The organism is Enterocloster sp. OA13 (genome assembly GCF_022440595.1).
Lineage (GTDB): Bacteria > Bacillota > Clostridia > Lachnospirales > Lachnospiraceae > Enterocloster > Enterocloster hominis.
The window spans coordinates 2,609,180-2,628,573 of record NZ_JAKNTF010000001.1 but is presented as its reverse complement, the minus strand read 5'-3'; the positions used below and the strand labels follow the sequence as shown (position 1 = coordinate 2,628,573).

15 protein-coding genes and 1 other annotated feature are annotated in these 19,394 nt (G+C 51.3%); of the genes, 9 read left to right on the top strand and 6 right to left on the bottom strand.

The window, feature by feature from the left end:
- The first annotated feature begins 29 nt into the window (after positions 1–29).
- The 3 genes from MCJ35_RS11690 (at position 30) to MCJ35_RS11680 (ending at position 5,017) form a co-directional block, all read left to right on the top strand.
- Positions 30–1,076 carry a CPBP family intramembrane glutamic endopeptidase gene (locus MCJ35_RS11690; RefSeq protein ID WP_025487041.1) on the top strand — a complete coding sequence of 349 codons (1,047 nt, stop codon included), beginning with the start codon at positions 30–32 and terminating at the stop codon, positions 1,074–1,076.
- Positions 1,077–1,297: 221 nt separating this feature from the next.
- A complete protein-coding gene (locus MCJ35_RS11685; RefSeq protein ID WP_025487042.1) occupies positions 1,298–3,607 on the top strand; it encodes a hydratase in 2,310 nt (769 codons plus the stop codon).
- 69 nt (positions 3,608–3,676) lie between these two features.
- Entirely contained in the window at positions 3,677–5,017 is a 1,341-nt protein-coding gene (locus tag MCJ35_RS11680; protein WP_025487043.1) for a citrate synthase, read from the top strand.
- 426 nt (positions 5,018–5,443) lie between these two features.
- On the opposite strand, the gene MCJ35_RS11675 is transcribed toward MCJ35_RS11680, so the two are convergent.
- Positions 5,444–8,773 carry a UvrD-helicase domain-containing protein gene (locus MCJ35_RS11675; protein ID WP_240299493.1) on the bottom strand — a complete coding sequence of 1,110 codons (3,330 nt, stop codon included), beginning with the start codon at positions 8,771–8,773 and terminating at the stop codon, positions 5,444–5,446.
- A 175-nt stretch (positions 8,774–8,948) separates the two neighbouring features.
- Here MCJ35_RS11675 and MCJ35_RS11670 point away from each other — a divergent pair, with 175 nt between their 5' ends.
- Positions 8,949–10,505, top strand: coding sequence for a sensor domain-containing diguanylate cyclase (locus tag MCJ35_RS11670; protein WP_025487045.1), 1,557 nt, complete (start codon positions 8,949–8,951; stop codon positions 10,503–10,505).
- Between the two features lie 2 nt (positions 10,506–10,507).
- Here MCJ35_RS11670 and MCJ35_RS11665 read toward each other — a convergent pair whose 3' ends face one another.
- The 3 genes from MCJ35_RS11665 to MCJ35_RS11655 all read right to left on the bottom strand — a co-directional run bounded on the left by MCJ35_RS11665 (position 10,508) and on the right by MCJ35_RS11655 (position 13,153).
- Complete coding sequence (locus MCJ35_RS11665; RefSeq protein ID WP_025487046.1) at positions 10,508–11,203, bottom strand: hypothetical protein; 696 nt, start codon at positions 11,201–11,203, stop codon at positions 10,508–10,510.
- Positions 11,193–12,728: a DUF1538 domain-containing protein gene (locus tag MCJ35_RS11660; protein WP_025487047.1), complete on the bottom strand. Its 1,536-nt coding sequence runs from the start codon at positions 12,726–12,728 to the stop codon at positions 11,193–11,195. Before MCJ35_RS11660 ends, MCJ35_RS11665 begins: the two co-directional genes overlap by 11 nt.
- Positions 12,729–12,916: 188 nt before the next feature.
- A complete protein-coding gene (locus MCJ35_RS11655) occupies positions 12,917–13,153 on the bottom strand; it encodes a hypothetical protein (RefSeq protein WP_025487048.1) in 237 nt (78 codons plus the stop codon).
- Between the two features lie 186 nt (positions 13,154–13,339).
- On the opposite strand from MCJ35_RS11655, the gene MCJ35_RS11650 reads away from it, so the two are divergent.
- The 4 genes from MCJ35_RS11650 (at position 13,340) to MCJ35_RS11635 (ending at position 18,240) form a co-directional block, all read left to right on the top strand.
- Positions 13,340–13,924, top strand: coding sequence for a helix-turn-helix domain-containing protein (locus tag MCJ35_RS11650; protein ID WP_025487049.1), 585 nt, complete (start codon positions 13,340–13,342; stop codon positions 13,922–13,924).
- A gap of 227 nt (positions 13,925–14,151) precedes the next feature.
- A complete protein-coding gene (locus MCJ35_RS11645; RefSeq protein ID WP_240299492.1) occupies positions 14,152–14,511 on the top strand; it encodes a 4-fold beta flower protein in 360 nt (119 codons plus the stop codon).
- A 42-nt stretch (positions 14,512–14,553) separates the two neighbouring features.
- Positions 14,554–14,801: a binding site (T-box leader), on the top strand.
- 63 nt (positions 14,802–14,864) lie between these two features.
- Positions 14,865–17,279: a leucine--tRNA ligase gene (gene leuS / locus MCJ35_RS11640; RefSeq protein ID WP_008716639.1), complete on the top strand. Its 2,415-nt coding sequence runs from the start codon at positions 14,865–14,867 to the stop codon at positions 17,277–17,279.
- Positions 17,280–17,415: 136 nt separating this feature from the next.
- Positions 17,416–18,240, top strand: coding sequence for a L,D-transpeptidase family protein (locus tag MCJ35_RS11635; protein ID WP_240299491.1), 825 nt, complete (start codon positions 17,416–17,418; stop codon positions 18,238–18,240).
- 109 nt (positions 18,241–18,349) lie between these two features.
- Here MCJ35_RS11635 and MCJ35_RS11630 read toward each other — a convergent pair whose 3' ends face one another.
- Together MCJ35_RS11630 and MCJ35_RS11625 are read right to left on the bottom strand one after the other, a co-directional pair.
- Positions 18,350–18,631, bottom strand: coding sequence for a hypothetical protein (locus tag MCJ35_RS11630; protein ID WP_025487050.1), 282 nt, complete (start codon positions 18,629–18,631; stop codon positions 18,350–18,352).
- 31 nt (positions 18,632–18,662) lie between these two features.
- Positions 18,663–19,079: a hypothetical protein gene (locus tag MCJ35_RS11625; RefSeq protein ID WP_008716633.1), complete on the bottom strand. Its 417-nt coding sequence runs from the start codon at positions 19,077–19,079 to the stop codon at positions 18,663–18,665.
- A gap of 136 nt (positions 19,080–19,215) precedes the next feature.
- Between MCJ35_RS11625 and MCJ35_RS11620 the strand changes: the two genes are divergently transcribed.
- A complete protein-coding gene (locus MCJ35_RS11620; protein WP_168164704.1) occupies positions 19,216–19,368 on the top strand; it encodes a hypothetical protein in 153 nt (50 codons plus the stop codon).
- Positions 19,369–19,394: the final 26 nt, after the last annotated feature.

Here is a 19,394-nt window from a genome sequence, read left to right as displayed (position 1 = left end):
ATTCACACAGGGAGAAAATAACATAACATATGATGCAGGAAGAGGACTACACGGCAAGGCAATTGGAGGAAGAGGCAAAGGCGCTGGGAAGGAGGCAGAGAAGGCAGTTTTCCCATGTGGGTCTGGTGGCTGCCGCTTTTATGATAGTGACATTCCTGGCCCAGATTGCGGTGATTGCATTTGCGGGTTTCATTAACTACCTGTTAGGCGGGATCATTGATTTATTCAGCGGGGCGGGACTCATCCTACTGTCCGCCATACCCATGTACTTTGTGGCATTTCCCGTGTCCGTGGCCCTGATCCAGCTGATTCCTAAATGCGGCCATGCGCAGAGGCAGCCCTGGGGAATCGGTAAGTTTGCGGCCTGCCTTGTGATTTCAGTGGGAATCGGGCTGGCAGGGAACCTGCTGGGGCAGTTTGTGGAATGGTTCAAGCCTTCCGGCGTGGATGACAGCCAGCTGAACGAACTGCTGATGAATTCCGGAGTGTGGATGACGGTGCTGTTCACCGTGCTCATGGCCCCGGTTGTGGAGGAACTGTTTTTCAGGAAACTGCTCATGGACCGGCTTCTGGGGTATGGGGAAGGACCGGCCATCCTTATGTCGGGCCTTATGTTCGGGATGGCCCATGGTAATTTCTCCCAGTTCTTCTATGCTTTTGGAATCGGCGTCCTGTGGGCCTATGTATATGCCAAGACGGGAAAGGTGGGCTATACCATTGCGTTCCACATGATTTTTAATCTTTTGGGCGGCGCCATTGCAGTTGAACTGACCAAAGGCGCCAGCGGGGCCTTTGACGGCTCCTGGTTCGTTCAGGGAATGGAACGGATGCTGTCAGTGGACCTTAGCGCTGTCATAGCCGCCGTATCAGGCTTTCTCATGGTAGGGTATTTTGTGTTCATGGTGGCCTGTCTTGTAGGAGGTATTGTGCTGTTGATCCTGTACCGCAGACAGATTCACCTTGAACCTGGGACATGGCCCATTAAAAAAGGCACACGTTTCAAGACAGTGGTTTTAAATGTGGGCATGATTCTTTATTTTCTTGTGTGCATCAGTCTTTTTGTCATGAACTGGTAGGTTATACCGCCACTTTGCAGTGATAAAGCTGTAATGGGTGACAGTAAATGGCATGTGAAAAATAAAATGAACCACAATATAAAAGCTGTGGAAACTACAGTAAAAAAGCTGGACAAATCGAAAATTTTGCTTTATAGTATTAAACAATGAAGGCAAAGGGGCATGCGCCATGAACAGTGCGGCCCTTTTTTGTAAAATATATAAGACCGGAGGTAAAGGAAATGGTATCATTATATGAAAACGGTATTTACCTGGTAAATGGGACGGAGATTGTTCCGGAAGCAGAAAGCGGGAAAGTGAAGGCCCTGACCGGCAGGGAGGCGGATAAGGAAGCTGCCAGGAAGGGAACCATCGCATATTCCATTCTTGAGGCACACAACACATCTGATAATATGGAACATCTGAAGCTCCGTTTTGACAGCATGGCCAGCCACGACATCACCTTTGTGGGCATCGTGCAGACGGCCAAGGCATCCGGTATGGAGCAGTTTCCCATTCCTTACGTACTGACCAATTGCCATAACACGCTCTGCGCAGTGGGCGGCACCATCAATGAGGATGACCACATGTTCGGGCTTTCCGCTGCCAAGAAGTATGGCGGGATTTACGTGCCTCCCCATATTGCGGTCATCCATCAGTATATGAGGGAAATGATGGCGGGCTGCGGGAAGATGATCCTTGGCTCTGACAGCCACACTCGCTACGGCGCGCTGGGAACCATGGCAGTGGGTGAGGGCGGCGGTGAGCTGGTAAAGCAGCTGCTTCGGGATACATATGACGTGGCCTATCCAGGCGTGGTTGCCGTGTATCTTGACGGGGCGCCGCGTCCGGGCACAGGACCTCAGGATATTGCCCTGGCCATCATAGGAGCCGTGTTTAAGAATGGCTATGTGAAGAATAAGGTAATGGAGTTTGTGGGACCGGGCGTTGCCTCCATGCCCACGGATTACCGCAACGGCGTTGATGTAATGACCACGGAGACCACCTGTTTAAGCTCCATCTGGAAGACGGATGAGGATACCAGGGATTATCTTGCAAAACACAACCGGGCAGAGGACTATAAGGAGTTATCCCCGGCTGATGTGGCATATTACGACGGCTGTGTTTATGTGGACCTGTCCACGGTAAAGCCCATGATTGCCCTTCCCTTCCATCCAAGCAATACATATGAGATTGATGAGCTGAAGGCCAACATGCAGGATATCCTTGCAGGCGTTGAGAAGGAAGCCGCCAGGATATCAGGCGGCAAGGCGGAATTTACCCTTCTTGACAAAGTGATAGACGGCGGACTGATGGTACAGCAGGCAGTGATTGCAGGCTGTGCAGGCGGAACCTACAGCAATGTAATAGAAGCAGCCCATGCGCTGAAGGGCAGGAACTGCGGCTGCGATGAATTTTCACTGGCAGTATACCCGTCCTCACAGCCTGTATTCGCAGACCTTGTGAAGAAGGGGGCTGTGTCTGACCTGATGGATGCAGGAGCCATCATCCGTACGGCGTTCTGCGGCCCATGCTTTGGCGCCGGGGATACCCCCTGCAACAATGGACTCAGCATCCGCCATACCACCAGGAACTTCCCCAACCGGGAGGGTTCCAAGCCAGGGAACGGACAGATGGCGGCAGTGGCGCTTATGGATGCACGTTCCATTGCCGCCACCGCGGCCAACGGAGGCAGGCTTACCTCTGCCTGGGAGATGGACTGCTGGGGCAATGTGCCTGAATATGGGTTTGACGACATTTCCTATAAGAACCGTGTGTATATGGGGTATGGCAGCGGGAATACGGATAAGGACCTTATCTACGGTCCGAACATTAAGGACTGGCCGGAGATGAGTTCCCTGGCAGACAATATCCTTCTAAAAGTATGTTCCAAGATCATGGACCCGGTGACCACCACCGATGAACTGATTCCATCCGGCGAGACTTCCTCCTACCGCTCCAATCCGCTGGGACTGGCAGAGTTTACCCTTTCCAGAAGGGACCCTGAGTATGTGGGACGCACAAAGGAAGTGGATAAGTTAGAGAAAGCAAGGGTTCAGGAAGGCGCTGACAGGGAACTGGAGCTGGAGCCAAGGCTTAAGAATATATTTAAGGCCATCAACCAGATTGAGGGCAATGAACAGGTGACGGTAAAGGATACGGAGATTGGCAGCATGATTTATGCAGTGAAGCCGGGGGACGGCTCTGCAAGGGAGCAGGCTGCCAGCTGCCAGCGGGTTATCGGAGGCCTTGCCAATATATGTAAGGAATTCGCAACCAAGCGCTACCGTTCCAATGTGATGAACTGGGGAATGGTCCCCTTCCAGATGGAGGCAGATCCTGAGTTTGAAGTAGGGGATTACATCTATGTTCCCGGCGTCCGTGCTACCCTTGACGGGGATTTAAAGAACATCAAGGCATATGTCCTTGGGGACGGGGAAAAGGAAGTTCCGGTAAAGACACTGGATTTATATATTACGGATATGACCGCGGAGGAACGTGAGATTGTAAAGGCAGGCTGCCTGATTAATTATAACCGGGGCAGACACTGATAGAGGATTGGTTTGGCAGGCGTAGGTGGTACTGTGTTCCAGTACTGGTCTTAGAGAGGAGTAATGACAATGGTTAAGGAAAGCTATCTTGCACAGTTTTATGGGAAGTCCCAGAATTATACAGATATCCCCAATAAGTGGTATAAGGAATACAATGTAAAAAAGGGTCTCCGCAATGAGGACGGAACCGGTGTCCGTGTTGGCCTTACCAGGGTGGCGGACGTGGTCGGCTATGAGGAGACGGAGGAAGGGATTAAGGCCATTCCTGGCCGTCTGCTTTACCGCGGAATCGATGTGCTGGACCTGGTTAACGGTAAGAAGGGCAGCCATTTTGGATATGAGGAAGTATGTTTCCTGTTGTTGTTCGGATACCTTCCCAAGAAGGCGGAACTGGAGAAATTCTGTAACGTGGTAAGACGCTGTTATACAATCCCGGATGAATTCGTGGAAATGAACCTGCTGCGCCTTCCCGGCAAGAACCTGATGAACAAGCTGATGGACGCGGTCCTGACCCTCTATAACTATGATGACGATCCGGATAATACAGATGTATACCAGACCCTGGTAAAGGGCGTGAACCTGCTGGCAAAGCTGCCCTCCATTGCATGCTATGCATACCAGAGCAAGGTGCATTATTATGACAGGGAGAGCCTGTTCATCCACTATGCCAATCCGGAATACTCCATTGCTGAGAATTTCCTCAGCCTGCTGAGAAAGGACCAGAAGTTCACATCAAAGGAAGCAAGCCTCCTCGATACCATACTCATGCTTCATGCGGACCACGGCGGCGGCAACAATTCCACCTTCACCAATGTTGTGATTGCTTCCACCGGAACAGATATCTATTCTACCGTGTGCGGCGGTATCGGTTCCCTGAAGGGACCGCGCCATGGCGGCGCCAATATCAAGGTGGCTGAGATGATGGATGCGGTCCTGGAGGAAACAGGCGGCTATGACGCGGATGATTCAAGGATCCGTCAGGCCGTCAGGAAACTCATGTCAGGCGACCTCTATGACAGGTCTGGTCTGGTATATGGTTTCGGTCATGCGGTTTACACGGTATCCGACCCCCGTGCCGAGGTCTTAAGGGCCTGCTGCATGGAGGTTGCCAAGGAGCAGAACCATATGAAGGAGCTGGATTATTATATGCGGTTCGAGCGCATTGCCAAGGAAGTCATGGAGGAGATAAAGGGCAAGGCCCTTCCCACCAACGTGGACTTCTACAGCGGCTTTGCATATGGGATGCTGCGGATTCCAAGGGATTTGTATACGCCGCTCTTTGTATGCAGCCGCGTAGTGGGCTGGGTTGCCCATAATATAGAGAATAAGCTGTATGATGGCCGTATCATGCGTCCTGCGACTAAGTATGTGGGCGATAATATGGATTATGTGGCCATGGAAGATAGGTAGGGATTTTGAAAAAGCAGGGGGAGCGGCGGAGTTACGCAACCTCTGCTTTTTGGTGTTCCCGGAACCAGAGGCGGGAGTCAGGCGGGCTTGCGGTTCCTGGTTCCGGGCATATGGTCTGCTAACTCAAAAAGACAGCAAAATCAGGGCACCGCGCCAACTACAGAAGAAATCTTGATGATTTTTCTTCCGTAGGCGCTCTGCGTTCGGGCTTGGTGGCCCTCACTCGACCCTGTTTTTGCTGCCTTTTTGAGCAAGCAGACCATACACCCTCCACAAGGAACCGCAAGCCCGCCTGACTCCCGCCCCTGGCTCCGAAGCTGAGGTATGAAGAGGTTGCTGGGGCTTCCGGCTGCTGCTTTTTCATATATTGAGAAGATGTGTTTAAGGGCATATGGTTAAGGATATATGGATAAGATGATGGGGGTGTTAATTCATGAAATCGAACAGGCTTAACTGTTTGATTCCGCTGGCTGGGGTGCGTGCCTGTTCCGGGCGGAAGGCGTTGGGAGGTATCTCGCTTAGGAAGGAAGAGGGGGACTCGGAGGTGGTGATGATCAGTTCCTCTTTGGCGCGTGTCATGGCTACATATAGGAGACGGCGTTCTTCTTCCAGGTTTACAGGGCCGCTGCCTGATTTTAGGGGCATCAGGCCCTGTTTCAGACCGTACAGGAATACGGTGGGGAACTCGAGGCCTTTGGATGCGTGGAAGGTCATGAGGGTTACTGCGCTGGAGGGACAGGAGTCCTGGCCGCTTCTGGTTACGTCATTGCCCTGGCCGAAGGTCAGGGTGGTGAGCATGTCTTCCATGGTCTTGTGGAAATAAGACATGCACAGAAAGGTATCCATGGATCTGTTGTCTGTCAGGTTCAGGATTTTCATCCAGTCTTCCAGCAGCTTCCATGGCTTCTCACGCTTCAGTCTTTTGGTGAATTGTGCTTTCAGGGCTTCGTAGTCATGACAGGGGCCCAGCAGTTTGCGGCAGAGGCTGGTTGTGTGGGACCAGATTTCTTCGCTGTCCGGTAAGGAGGATGCAATTCCGTGGAAAAAGCAGATGGTGCCCTGTACGGACGGCTCTCCCAGATAATCCTCGCGGCCCGCTACCACATAGGGGATTCCTTCTTTTCTTAAGCATTGCTCCAGAAGGCGGGCCTGATGGTTGGTGCGGTATAGGATGGCTATATCGCTGAAGCTTCTTGGCGTATCAGTCATTGCTGATGTGTTGGCATGCGCATCCAGCATGTCAATGCCGCCGACCATGTGCCCGATTTCCTTGGCAATGAAAATGGCTTCTGAGAGACTGCTTTCAGCTGTTGCAACGCGGACCGGCGCGCCGTGGCCCAGCATGGGGGTCAGTTCCCTCGGCTCTCCAGGGTTGTGGGATATGAGCGGAAGGGCGGCTGAAAGAATCTCGGGGGTGGAGCGGTAGTTGGGCTTCAGACGCAGTACGCAGGCTTGGCTATAATCACTGCACAGCTGGTCGAAGCAGTTGCTCTGGGAACCGCGGAAACCATAGATGGACTGGTCCGGGTCACCGATGAGGAATAATTCTTTTCCGCCTTTGTTCCATGCCTTGATTAAACGGTATTGTACCGGGCTGATGTCCTGGAACTCGTCTACCAGCAGGTAGAAGAAGTGCTGTCTGCGCAGTTCCAGCTTTTGTTCTGATCCTAAAAGTTCCAATACCTTTAGAAGAAGGTCGTCAAAATCCATCAGGTTCCTGGAGGCAAGAAGTTCATTGTATCTGGAAAATGCTTCTTCCGTCAGGGTTGGGGGTCTTTTCCCGTCTTCATCCGAAGGACCGGCCGGGGCCGGTATGGTTCCTGTACCGGATTTTTTCAGGGATATCAGGGATAGGAACTGGCTGGGGGAAACAGGAAGGTTTAACTGTCCGGTTACCTGCGCAGCACATTCCTGCTGCTGTCCTTCATCTGCCAGGGACAGGCCCGTCCCCTGGTTTTGCAGCATGCGGTAGCACAGGGAATGGAAGGTTCCTACCTGCATCTGGTTTAAGCTGCGCTTGCCGGGCAGCTGGCGGCGGATACGCTGCCGGAGTTCCTCTGCTGCCTTATTGGTGAATGTGACTGCCGTGATTTCAGCGGGTTTGACACCGCGCTCACCTATCAGATAGGACAGCCTGGATACCAGTGTCTTGGTTTTTCCGGTGCCGGGTCCGGCGATGACTGCTGTTACAGGGCTTATGGACCCTACGGCCTGCCGCTGGTTCGGGTTCAGGCCGTCAAGGACATCTGCGCCGGTTTGTGAGGCAGGAAGGGTCTGTTTGCAGGAGGCAGCGTGTCCGCCCGGAACCGTATGCCCGGCAGAAGCGGTGTGCCCGCCTGGAACCGTATGTCCGGCAGAAGCGGTGTGCCCGCCTGGAACCGTATATTCAGTAGAAGCAGCGTGCCCGTCCGGGACGGCCTGGCCAGCAGAAGCAGCGTTTCCGTCCGGATTGGCCTGGCTGGTGAAGCTTTCAATTTCATTGTCATCCAGCAGGAATGACAGCTGGCCTTCCACACTGTCCAGTTCTGATGCTGCAAACAGTTTCATGGTGCCGTATTCCCCATCGTATCCTGGGCGCCAGTCCACCTTGCCTTCCCGCAGGTGGCGGATTCCCTGGGCGGTAAGCTGTCCGCCGATCCGGCTGATGTCGTCGAGATTGGCGCTTCGGAGAATATGGAATTCGCTGCCCAGTTCTTCCAGCATGTGCTCATATTGGCGCGTTACCTTGACGCTGGCAGAAGAGGAGCCCATGCATGCGGCGATTACCTCTGGCAGCGGGACAAGGTTTTCATACGGACGTCCGCCCGGAAGGATGAAATCTTCCCGGCGGTCTGCCAGCTGCTCAATGCGGTGGAGCACGCCTGTTGTCAGCTTTTTGCCGCATACAGGGCAGATGCCGTTGTATTGCCTGGCCTGGGACGGACTCAGGCAGAGATGGCATTTGCGGTGGCCGTCAAAGTGATACTTGCCCTCCTCGGGGAAGAATTCGATGGTTCCCGCCAGTCCTTCGCCTCTCTGGATGGCCCCGTAAAGCCCGTCATAGGACATGGGGATGTCAAAGAGGTTGGCCTCCCTTCCAAGCTTGGCCGGCGAGTGTGCGTCAGAATTGGAAATCAGGTGAAAGGAATCCAGGGCCGACAGGCGCCGGTTCATGGAGGGGTCGGATGAAAGCCCTGTTTCCAGCGCATGTATCTGGGGAGTCAGTTCCCCATAGCATTCCTCTATGGTGTCAAAGCCGGAAAACGCCCCGAACAGGGAGAAATGAGGCGTCCATATATGGGCAGGCACATAGATTGCTTCCGGGCAGGCGTCCAATGTAATGGCCAATAGGTCATGACAGTCAAGTCCGAGGATGGGACGCCCGTCAGAATGGATGTTGCCGATGGCTTCCAGGCGTTTGGAAAGTATCTCGGCAGCTTCCAGGCTGGGGAGAAGAATCAGGCTGTGGACCTTCCTTACCTTATCATTTTTCTTATAGATGGAGCTGATTTCCCCGCTGATTACAAATCGTGGCTGGCGGCTTCCTGGGGCGGAAGAATGACGGATGATCCGTTCCCTCTTCAGGATGTAGAGTCCCGGCTCGGCCGGTTCCAGCTTTTCTGCCAGTTCGGCCCTCCAGGCGGGATGTGTAAAATCTCCTGTCCCAACTATGTCAATCCCCTTTTTCCTGGCCCACAGATCCAGATATTCCGGTGTCAGGTCCTTGCTGGTGGCTCTGGAATAATGGGAATGGATGTGTAAATCTCCTATGTACATTCAATTGCACCTGCTTTCATTTGATATTAATAATTATAATGTATTTCCTGAAAAATGGAAGAGGATGAATGTGGAAACAGGTTCCCAGAAACAGGAATATAAGGTATGATATACTTTAATGGCAGGAAATCCATATATGGTTCCTGTAATCGATGACTGAAGGAGTATGATATTAATGTGGAGCCGATTAAAGGGGGTTCTGGGCATGGGTTCCGGAACCCGGGATTTTGATGAAATCATTGCCTCACTTCACGTCAGTGTGGCGGGCAGGAATTTTTATTTCCATCTTTTCATAATAATATATGAGCTGATCATGCTTATCTCCATATCCCTGCGGCCGGGCGGACCATTTGTGAAACCCAGGCGGACCGCCTATTTCCTGCTGTATCTGGTGCTCATCCTGGCAACCGCCTGTGTGATGGCCGGGCAGGCGTGGGCCGGCAGGGAAAAGGACAGCCACCGCTGTTATTTCAGGATAGAGCATGGGTACATGGTATTCTTCAGTTTCTGGGGACTTGCCGTTACCCTTAATGACCAGCTGGGTGGGAACGGGCTGACGGTTTATAATTATGTGATACTAATCATGGCCATAATGTCCATGATGAAGCCGTGGAAGACAGCCCTGCTGTTCCTTGTGAATTTCCTGCTGCTGAATCTGCTGCTGCCATATTTCCCTAATCCGGCAGGACTGAATCACGGTTATAACAATCTTATGAACAGCCTGTTCCTGTCCCTGGCGGCAATTGTGATTAATACAAGCCTGTACAATTCCAGGATTCAGGCCAAAATGGATGAGATGACCATCAACAGGCAGTACCGGCAGATTGAGGCGGCCAATAAGATTTTAAGTAAGGAAGCCCTTTTGGATGCACTCACCGGACTTCAGAACAGGAACAGCTATACAAAGGCAGTGCAGGCTTTGGTTGACACGGAGGCCGCATCCCTGACCTGCATTTACGTGGATGCCAACGGACTTCATGAACTGAACAACCATCTGGGACATGAGGCAGGTGATACCATGCTGAAAACGGTTGCCGGTATCCTGCTGCGGCATTTTAGGCCGGATGAGGTTTTCAGGATCGGCGGGGATGAGTTTGTGGTGCTTTGTAAAAACATTACATATCATGAAGCGGTCCGAAGGACAAAGGATGTATGCAGGGAGGCCGGGGAGGCAGAATACTCGCTTTCCATAGGTCTGGATTGGAGGGAATCCAATCTGGATATCAATGAAATCATCCAGACAGCTGAAACAGATATGCAGAAAAACAAAGAAGAGTATTATTCCTCCAAAGGGGGAGAACGCCAGCAAAGGATATTAGACAGGAAGATGGAGCGGATCATAGCTGAAAAAAGGGATGCCGAGCGGTTCATGCGGGTCCTGGCGCCTGCATTTAAGGGAGTATATTTTGTCAATCTGGAAACAGATACGCTGCGCCAGATTTTCATTCCAACTTATTTTAAGGAAATGCTGGAAGAGTCCAACGGACGGTTCAGCAAGGCCCTTATGCTCTATGCCGGCCGCATGGTGAAAACCGGGTACATCCCTGATTTCAAACAGTTTTGTGATTACACGTACCTGGAACAATTGCTGGATGGAGAAGACATACCTGAACTCATATATGAGAAGAAGGACGGGTGCCGGTTAAAGCTGAGGGTTTTAAATTTCAGCACTTATTCCGGCAGCCCAAAAGAAACACTCTGGATTTTTTCCGACCTGGAAGAGGCCTTATGATTTTATCCGCTGATTCCTTCTACCTCATCCACTGGAAGGGAGAATGCAACCGCATGTTCGCCGGTTTCCCGCAGCACGGTTTCGCAGATAGCCCTTAAGATAGGCTGCTTCTGTATGGATGGGGTGAGGATCAGGAGGATGGCTTTTTCCTGGGAAAGGGTCAGGCCGAAAATCTTCTTTTCCTCATCGGAGCCGATTTCACGCGCCTTCACAAGGGTGCCGCCGTGGCATCCTGCCTTCCGGGCAGCTTCCATCACAGGGATGGACAGGTCGGTATGGATGACAGTTGCTATCAATTCGTAGTTTTTATGATCTGACATAGGGGTATCCTCCTTGGAACTGGCAGTGTGGTGGGGATGCTGGCGCGCATCCCGATTCTTCAGGCGGCCCAAAGCCGCAATGCTGATTCCTGAAAGCGGAATGGAAAATGCAATCCCGTGGCCTGGTTTATGGAATTCCAATTCATTTTTCAGGGCGTCCATCAGATGATGGGAGTCCGAGGCGGATGCAATACCCAGGACCAGGTCTTTTTCCGGTTCATCCAGACCAAGGCAGTCCATGATGGCGGAGCTGGCAGTTCCGTGGCCCCTGGCAATCAAGAGGATTGATTGGTCATGTTCCTGGAAAATGGCAGCGGCCCGGTTGCCTTTGCCGCGGTCTACGATGGCGGCCATCCATTTTATATGGTTAGGATTCATTGGGGTCCTCCTTCCCTAAGTCGATAAATTCACTGTCCATATCAATAATGGACAGCTGTGCGCTGCTTTTCTCCCTCCGTGTCTTAAACTCATAAGACAGGCCGATAAGCTGTATGATGATAAGAGGGGTCATGGCCACCATGGCCACGATACCGAATGCATCTTTTAAAATATCACCGCCCAGCGCTTCACATGCCCCCATGGCAAAAGGCAGGAGGAAGGTGGCCGTCATGGGGCCGGATGCAACACCGCCTGAGTCAAAGGCAATGGAAGTGAAGACCGGGGGGACAATGAAGGACAGTCCCAGGGCAATCGCGTAACCTGGAAGGAGCAGGCTTAAAAGGGGAAGGCCGGTAAGTACCCTGAACAGTGAAAATCCCAGGGACAGGGCCATGCCCACGGAAAGACCTTTCATCATGGCTGCCTCTGATATGGTGCCTCCGGTCATGTCAGCCACCTGCTTGTTAAGCACTTGGACGGCTGGCTCGGCTTTTACAATGAAGTAGCCGATCAGCATTGCCACGGGAACAAGGATCCACCGGTAAGGAAGGGAGGCCAGCTGCTTGCCAAGATAGCTTCCCGCAGGCATGAAGCCTACGTTGACGCCTGTGAGGAACAGGGTCAGGCCGATGTAGGAGTACAGCATGCCCACCAGGATTTTCACCACCTGCCTGCGGCGCATTTTCAAAAAGAAAATCTGAAACAGGATATAGAATGCAAGAATGGGGAAAAGGGCCGTAAATACCTCCAGGGCATACTCCGGCAGTTCGTGCTGGAATGCCAGCCACAGGTCCTGGGAGTTACTGATGGAGGGAATGGACATGGGTTCATATGTACCGGAAGAGGATTGGTACACAAGTCCAAGTATCATTACGGAGAGGATAGGGCCGATGGAACACAGGGCCACCAGCCCGAAGCTGTCACTGTCCTGGTTTTTGCCTTGGCCAATGGAAGAAAGACCCATTCCAAGGGCCATGATGAAGGGGACCGTGATGGGACCGGTGGTAACGCCGCCGGAATCAAATGCCACTGCGAGGAAGTCACCTGGAATGTAAAAAGCCATGATAAACAGGATGATGTAGCAGACCATAAGGATATGGGAAAGGCTCCAGCCGAAGAGGGAGCGAAGGAACGCAAGGGCCAGGAAAAACCCGACTCCTGCAGCTACTGCCAGTATGAGAACCATGTCAGGTACGGCGGGTGTCTGTCCTGCAAGGACCTGAAGGTCCGGTTCCGCTACCGTCACCACTGCGCCGATGATGATACATGCCGTGATGATGATTGGAAGGCGCTTTGCCCGTGCCAGCTGCGCCCCTACCTTTTCACCGATGGGCATCATGGCCATATCCACACCAAGGGTGAAAAATCCCATACCTATAATCAGGAAGGCCGCGCCAGCCAGGAACAGCATCAGCGGATCCAGCGGAATAGGTGCAATCGTAATCCCAAGAATCAATACGATACAGGTAACGGGCAGCACAGATGATAAGGATTCTGTGATTTTTTCTTTTAACTTCTGATTCAATAAGTTACCTCCTGTTGTCCGTTATTTTGTCCGATATGCCTGGTACAACTTATGTATCAAGGGCATACGTCAATTAAAGCTTAACATAGGGACAAACGGAAATGCAATAGGAGGCAGTGTTAGAGTTGCGTTAAGATTTGTGGATTGGCCGGAACCCCTTCCTTGATTTTGACGTGCAGAAATATTCATTACCAATCCAGCTCTTTGCCACAATGGGGGCAGTATTCACACCAGACTTTTCCCATAAGATTTCCGCTGCAATACGGACATCTCAAAAATACAAAACAAAGAATGATGATGACGGCAAAAAGCACACCATCAATCCAGGCAAAAATCATTGCAGATGTGATTACAAACAAAAAAAATGAAAAGAGCGTTCCGATACCGAGCATGATCATATATCTTACTGTTGTATGTAAATCCATTTGTATCTCCTTTTTCCGCATAGGGTATTTCTGATTATAACACATAATGCTGGAAGAGGCTATTCCGGAATGCCCTGTTACATCTTACCGTCCACCTTCCATGGACAGAAGATGGTTTGAACTCAACGGAGCGTTTATTGTAAATGAGTTTTTTAGTTTTATAATTATGGACAAGGAGAGAGAAAAATGGATAATGTGAAAATTGGAAAATTAATTTACCAGCTAAGAAAAGAAAACCGTATGACACAGTTACAATTAGCCAATCAGATGAACATAAGTGATAAGACGGTCAGTAAGTGGGAAAGGGGACTAGGCTGTCCGGAATTATCACTGCTGCCCGAATTATCAAAAATCTTTAATGTTGATTTGGAAAAACTGCTATCCGGCGAATTGGACGCTAACGAGATACTGGGAGGTAACATGAAGAAAATGCACTTTTATATGTGTCCTAATTGCGGAAACATGGTTACTGCAATGACGGAAACCGACATATCCTGCTGCGGTAAAAAAATGAAAGCATTACAGCCGCAGAAAGCCGATGGGAATGAGAAGTTAAATGTAGAAAGAATTGAAAATGATTTTTATATCACGGCTGACCATGCAATGGAACGTGAACATTATATCGTATTTGTGGCACTGCTGACAGGGGACAGTATCCTGATTAAGAGACAATACCCTGAATGGGGACTGCAGGTGCGTATTCCTGTTTCTGGTCATGGGAGATTACTTTGGTACTGTAACCAACATGGATTATTTTATATGGAGCTATAAGCATGGATAATCTAACCTGTCATCACGCTGCTACTGACGGATACCATGTTGGGCGCTTTATAGACACTTTACAATCAGACATCAGCACGTTTGATAAATTTCTTTATTCACTGCAGGACAAGGATTGAACCAGATACGGTAAAGTTGTATAATATACCCATTCCCTCTATAATATACCTGTTATCAGAAGGGAAGGAATCGGAAAATAGATACGGGGAGAACGATACATGACATTATATGAAAGAACAGGCGTGCCGGCAGCCTATATTGACAGGGACGGGGAACACATCTACCTGTTTGACGGCAGTCCCGCGGCCTACATACACGGGGACGCAGTGTACGGGTTTGACGGAACCCAGTATGGCTGGTTTGAAAAGGGATGGGTCAGGGATTTGGACGGACTTTGCGTTTTTTTTACGGAGGAAGCCCGGATTGGAGGCCCGGCCCAGCCGTCCAGATATGAGACTCCGGCCAAATGGGCCAGGGAAGCCAGGCCAATCCGGCGTTCCAGGGAAGCCAGGCATGCCAAGACAGCCTATAAGGCGGCATGGTCCGGGATGACGTCCGGGCAGTTTTTTCACCGGTAATGGTTGACACTGTTTCGGAAATATGCTAAATTAAGAATCAGTGTAAATACGCTGATAGGGAGTAGTAGGTAACTGGATGGATACAGAGAGCCGGCGGATGGTGCGAGCCGGTGACAAAAGGTTATTGAACTGGCCCTGGAGTAGCTTGCCCCAACATAAGACTGCCGGACACACGGGGGTCAGGGTCAGTAGGGCAGGCCGGAGACCTTACCGTTATAAGAGGAATAAGTGCATGCATGAGCATGAACCAGAGTGGTACCGCGTGAGGATTTAAGCCCCACGTCTCTAGCAGTAGAGGCGCAGGGCTTTTTTATTTCATAGGAACCTTGAATAACCAATGGAGGAATGAAATCATGGCAACACAGTACAATCACAGCGCCATAGAGAAAAAGTGGCGGGAGAACTGGGAAGAGAAGCCCATCAATGTCAATGATGGCAAAAAAGAAAAGTATTATTGTCTGGATATGTTCCCATATCCTTCAGGCAGCGGCCTGCATGTGGGCCACTGGAGGGGGTATGTCATCTCCGATGTATGGAGCAGATACCAGCTGTTAAAGGGCAAATATGTCATCCATCCAATGGGATGGGATGCGTTCGGCCTGCCTGCTGAGAACTATGCAATCAAGATGGGCGTCCATCCTGCCAAGTCCACGGAGGCCAATATTTCCAATATAAAGAAGCAGATCAAGCAGATTGCAGCCATCTATGACTGGGACATGGAAGTGAATACCACGGATCCGGAATTCTACAAATGGACCCAGTGGATTTTCGTCCAGATGTTCAAAAAGGGCCTGGCATATGAGAAGGAGTTCCCCATTAACTGGTGTCCTTCCTGTAAGACAGGACTGGCCAATGAGGAAGTGGTAAACGGCTGCTGCGAGCGCTGCGGCACCACTGTGACCAAGAAGAACCTGCGCCAGTGGATGTTGAAGATCACAGCCTATGCCGAGCGCCTGTTAAATGACCTGGATAAGCTGGACTGGCCTGAGAAGGTTAAGAAAATGCAGACAGACTGGATTGGCAAGTCCTATGGCGCTGAGGTGGATTTCCCGGTTGACGGACGCGATGAGAAAATCACCGTGTACACCACCAGGCCTGACACCCTTTACGGCGCCACCTTCATGGTGCTTGCGCCTGAGCATGAGCTGGCTAAGAGCCTGGCCACGGACGATACAAGGGAAGAGGTTGAGAAGTATATCTTTGATTCCTCCATGCGTTCCAATGTTGACCGTATGCAGGCAAAGGAAAAGACAGGCGTATTCACGGGCAGTTACGCCATCAACCCGTTAAACGGGCAGAAGACGCCTATCTGGCTGTCTGACTATGTGCTGGCTGATTACGGCACGGGCGCCATCATGTGTGTGCCTGCCCATGATGACAGGGACTTTGAGTTTGCTAAGAAGTTCGGCCTTCCCATTGTACAGGTCATTGCAAAGGACGGCGTTGAGATTGAGGACATGACCGAGGCCTATACTGAGGCAAGCGGTATCATGATTAATTCCGGGGACTGGAACGGCATGGAATCTTCCGTGCTTAAGAAGGAAGCGCCCCACATGATTGAGGAGAAGGGCTTTGGCCATAAGATGGTCAATTACAAGCTCCGTGACTGGGTATTCTCCCGCCAGAGATATTGGGGAGAGCCGATACCGATCATCCATTGCCCCAAGTGCGGCTGTGTCCCGGTCCCGGAGGAAGAGCTTCCCTTAAGGCTTCCTGATGTGGAGAGTTACCAGCCCACCGGAACCGGTGAGTCACCTCTGGCCGGAATTGACGAGTGGGTCAATACCACATGTCCTGTCTGCGGCGCTCCCGCGAAGCGCGAGACGAACACCATGCCCCAGTGGGCGGGTTCCTCCTGGTATTTCCTGCGCTACGTGGACAGCCACAACAGCGAGGAACTGGTTTCCAGGGAAAAGGCGGACAAGTATCTTCCGGTTGATATGTATATCGGCGGCGTAGAGCATGCGGTGCTCCACCTTTTATATTCACGTTTCTATACAAAGTTCCTGTGCGACATCGGGGCAATTGATTTTGATGAGCCTTTCAAGAAACTGTTCAACCAGGGCATGATTACCGGTAAGAACGGTATCAAGATGAGTAAGTCCAAGGGTAATGTGGTATCCCCGGACGATCTGGTAAGGGATTACGGATGCGATTCACTCCGCCTCTACGAGCTGTTCGTGGGACCGCCGGAACTGGATGCGGAGTGGGATGACCGCGGCATTGAAGGCGTTTCCAGGTTCCTTAACCGTTTCTGGAACCTTGTGATGGATAACAAGGACAAGGACATCCAGGCATCTAAGGAAATGATCAAGCTGCGCCACAAACTGGTATACGATATCGAGTACCGCTTTAACCAGTTCAGCCTGAATACGGTTATTTCCGGTTTCATGGAATATAACAATAAGCTGATTGACCTGGCTAAGAAAGAGGGCGGCATTGATAAAGAGACCTTAAGGACCTTCGTTACCCTCCTGGCACCATTCGCACCCCATATCGGCGAGGAACTGTGGCAGCAGTTGGGCGGCACGGACAGCGTGTTCCATTCCCAGTGGCCGGAGTGCGATGAGGAAGCCATGAAGGATGATGAGATTGAAGTGGCTGTGCAGGTAAACGGAAAGACACGTGCCATCATCAATGTGGCTGCCGACATTTCCAAGGAAGATGCCCTGGCAGCGGGCAGGGAAGCTGTCAGGGATAAGATGTCCGGCAGCATTGTAAAAGAGATTTACGTTCCCGGCAAGATCATCAACATTGTTTGTAAATAAGCTCCATATCAGGGGAAAAGCGCATCAGTCCTGCAGGCTGTGCGCTTTTTCTGATAATTGTAAGAAAAAAGAAATACCCATACGGGCGGGTGCGGGTTATAATGATGGAAGTAAAATAAGGCAGAGGTGACTACATATGAGACAACATGGATGGATGGCAGCGACGGCCCTGGCGGCAGGCATCATGGCGGCCCTGGCAGTGACCGGATGGGCGGCACAGCCGGACCTGCGTACGGTGAAGGCAGGTCTGCGCGGTACGGCGGGATACCGCCTGCAGGCAGAAGAGAAGGGACCGGGTGTATCCGGCATGGGCGCGGCCCTTGAACCAGGGATTACACCAGGGCCTGCGGTGGTGGACGGCGTGATACAGCCCCACAACCTGACAGGAGCCGAGGGCGCGGACCAGCTGATCGTGGTGGTCGGGACAGGCGGCTGCAACGCGGATACCTACTATTATAAAAAGGGGGATGATACCTGGAACCTGGTGTGGAAGGAAGCTTCCATCGTGGGAAGGGGAGGAATTACCTCTGAAAAAGCGGAAGGGGATGGCAGGACTCCTGCGGGCACCTATGGATTCACCATGGCATTTGGCCTGAAGGATGACCCGGGCAGTGTCCTGCCATATCATAAGATTGTGAAAGGGGATTACTGGGTGGATGATTCCGCCAGCGCTTATTACAATAAGCTGGTCAATACGTCCACAACCCCCAGGACATGGAATTCAGCGGAGAACCTGGCGGCTGCATCGCCGTATTATGACTATGCCCTTGCCCTGGATTATAACCAGGACTGTGTGCCTGGGAAGGGATCGGCTATTTTCCTCCACTGCTTTACTGCGTCAGCGGACAATGGATCCGCAGGCTGTATCCGTCTGCCGGAGGCCAGGGCAAAGGAACTGGTGCAGTCGGCAACCGGGCAGACAAGGATCGTGATTGCAGGAAATCTGGAAAGTCTCAGATAGTTTTGGTCCGGAGATAGTTTTGGTCCGGAGATAGTTTTGGTCCGGAGATAGTTTTGGTCCGGGGATGGTTTTGGTCCGGAACATGCTTTGGAAGGCAGGGGGCGCTGTGTCAGCGCGGCCCTGCCAGTTTTTTTGACATCATTTTCAGCATATCCAGTTTTTTCTTTTCCGCAGGCGGCATGCCGGAGCTTAAGATAGTGACCAGGAGGGCGGTCTCCTTATCATTGAACTGGATTCCTTTTTGTCTGGCTTCCATATTGATGGACATGAATGTCTCCATCAGGTTGTTTTTGTTTGTGTGTTCAATGCGCTCGGCAAATTCTGTCAGCAGATCCAGCTTTTCTTTGCTCATGGCCTTTAGTCTGGGATCCTGTTTCCAGTTAGTATCCATAAATATGTATCCTTTCTGAATGAATAAGTTGTCAGGACATGGCCTGCATGGCGGTCATTATCATTTCCATGGTTTCGAAACGGGACTGCTGTTCCGGGGTAAGGAACCTGCGAAGCTGTTCCATGGGGGTCTGGCCTTCCATCAGTGTCTGGGCCATGTCAATCATATCCTGCTCCATGGGGTTGCCGTAGGGACGGACAGCCTGCAGCAGGTCCCGGACAGAACCGGTCCGCTCGGAACTTTCCAGGGAACATATGCCCATGGAAGCCACTTCTTCTGTCTCAAAAAGTTCCACGGTCTTTCTCAGCTCCTGTGCTTTGACAAAGAGGGATATGGTCTTCTGCGCAGACACCCCCAGGTACGGGAGGGCGGCTTTTATCATCTGCAGGTGGTGGTCCCCTATGAGATAATCCAGATCAGTAAGTTTATAGTCATCAGATGGGTTCATATCTTTCCACCGGCCTTTTTCTTTCTTTGCTTTAAGCTTATGCAGGTGATTGGCAAACAATTCCATATATTTAAGCATGAATGCGCCAAAGCCTGGACACTGCATATATTATTAATATGGAAGGAGAGTGAAATCCATGTATAACCGTTTAGTAATTGAAGGGAATGCAGTGTATGAAATAGATGATGAGTGTGTCAGGAGAAGGCAGGGAAGGAAGGGGTATGGTGGGAAAAACCGGGGAAGCGCCGCGTCAGGCAGCCCATCCCCAGGCACGGACCCTGTTAAATGAATAAAAAACAGGGAGTGGCAAAACCA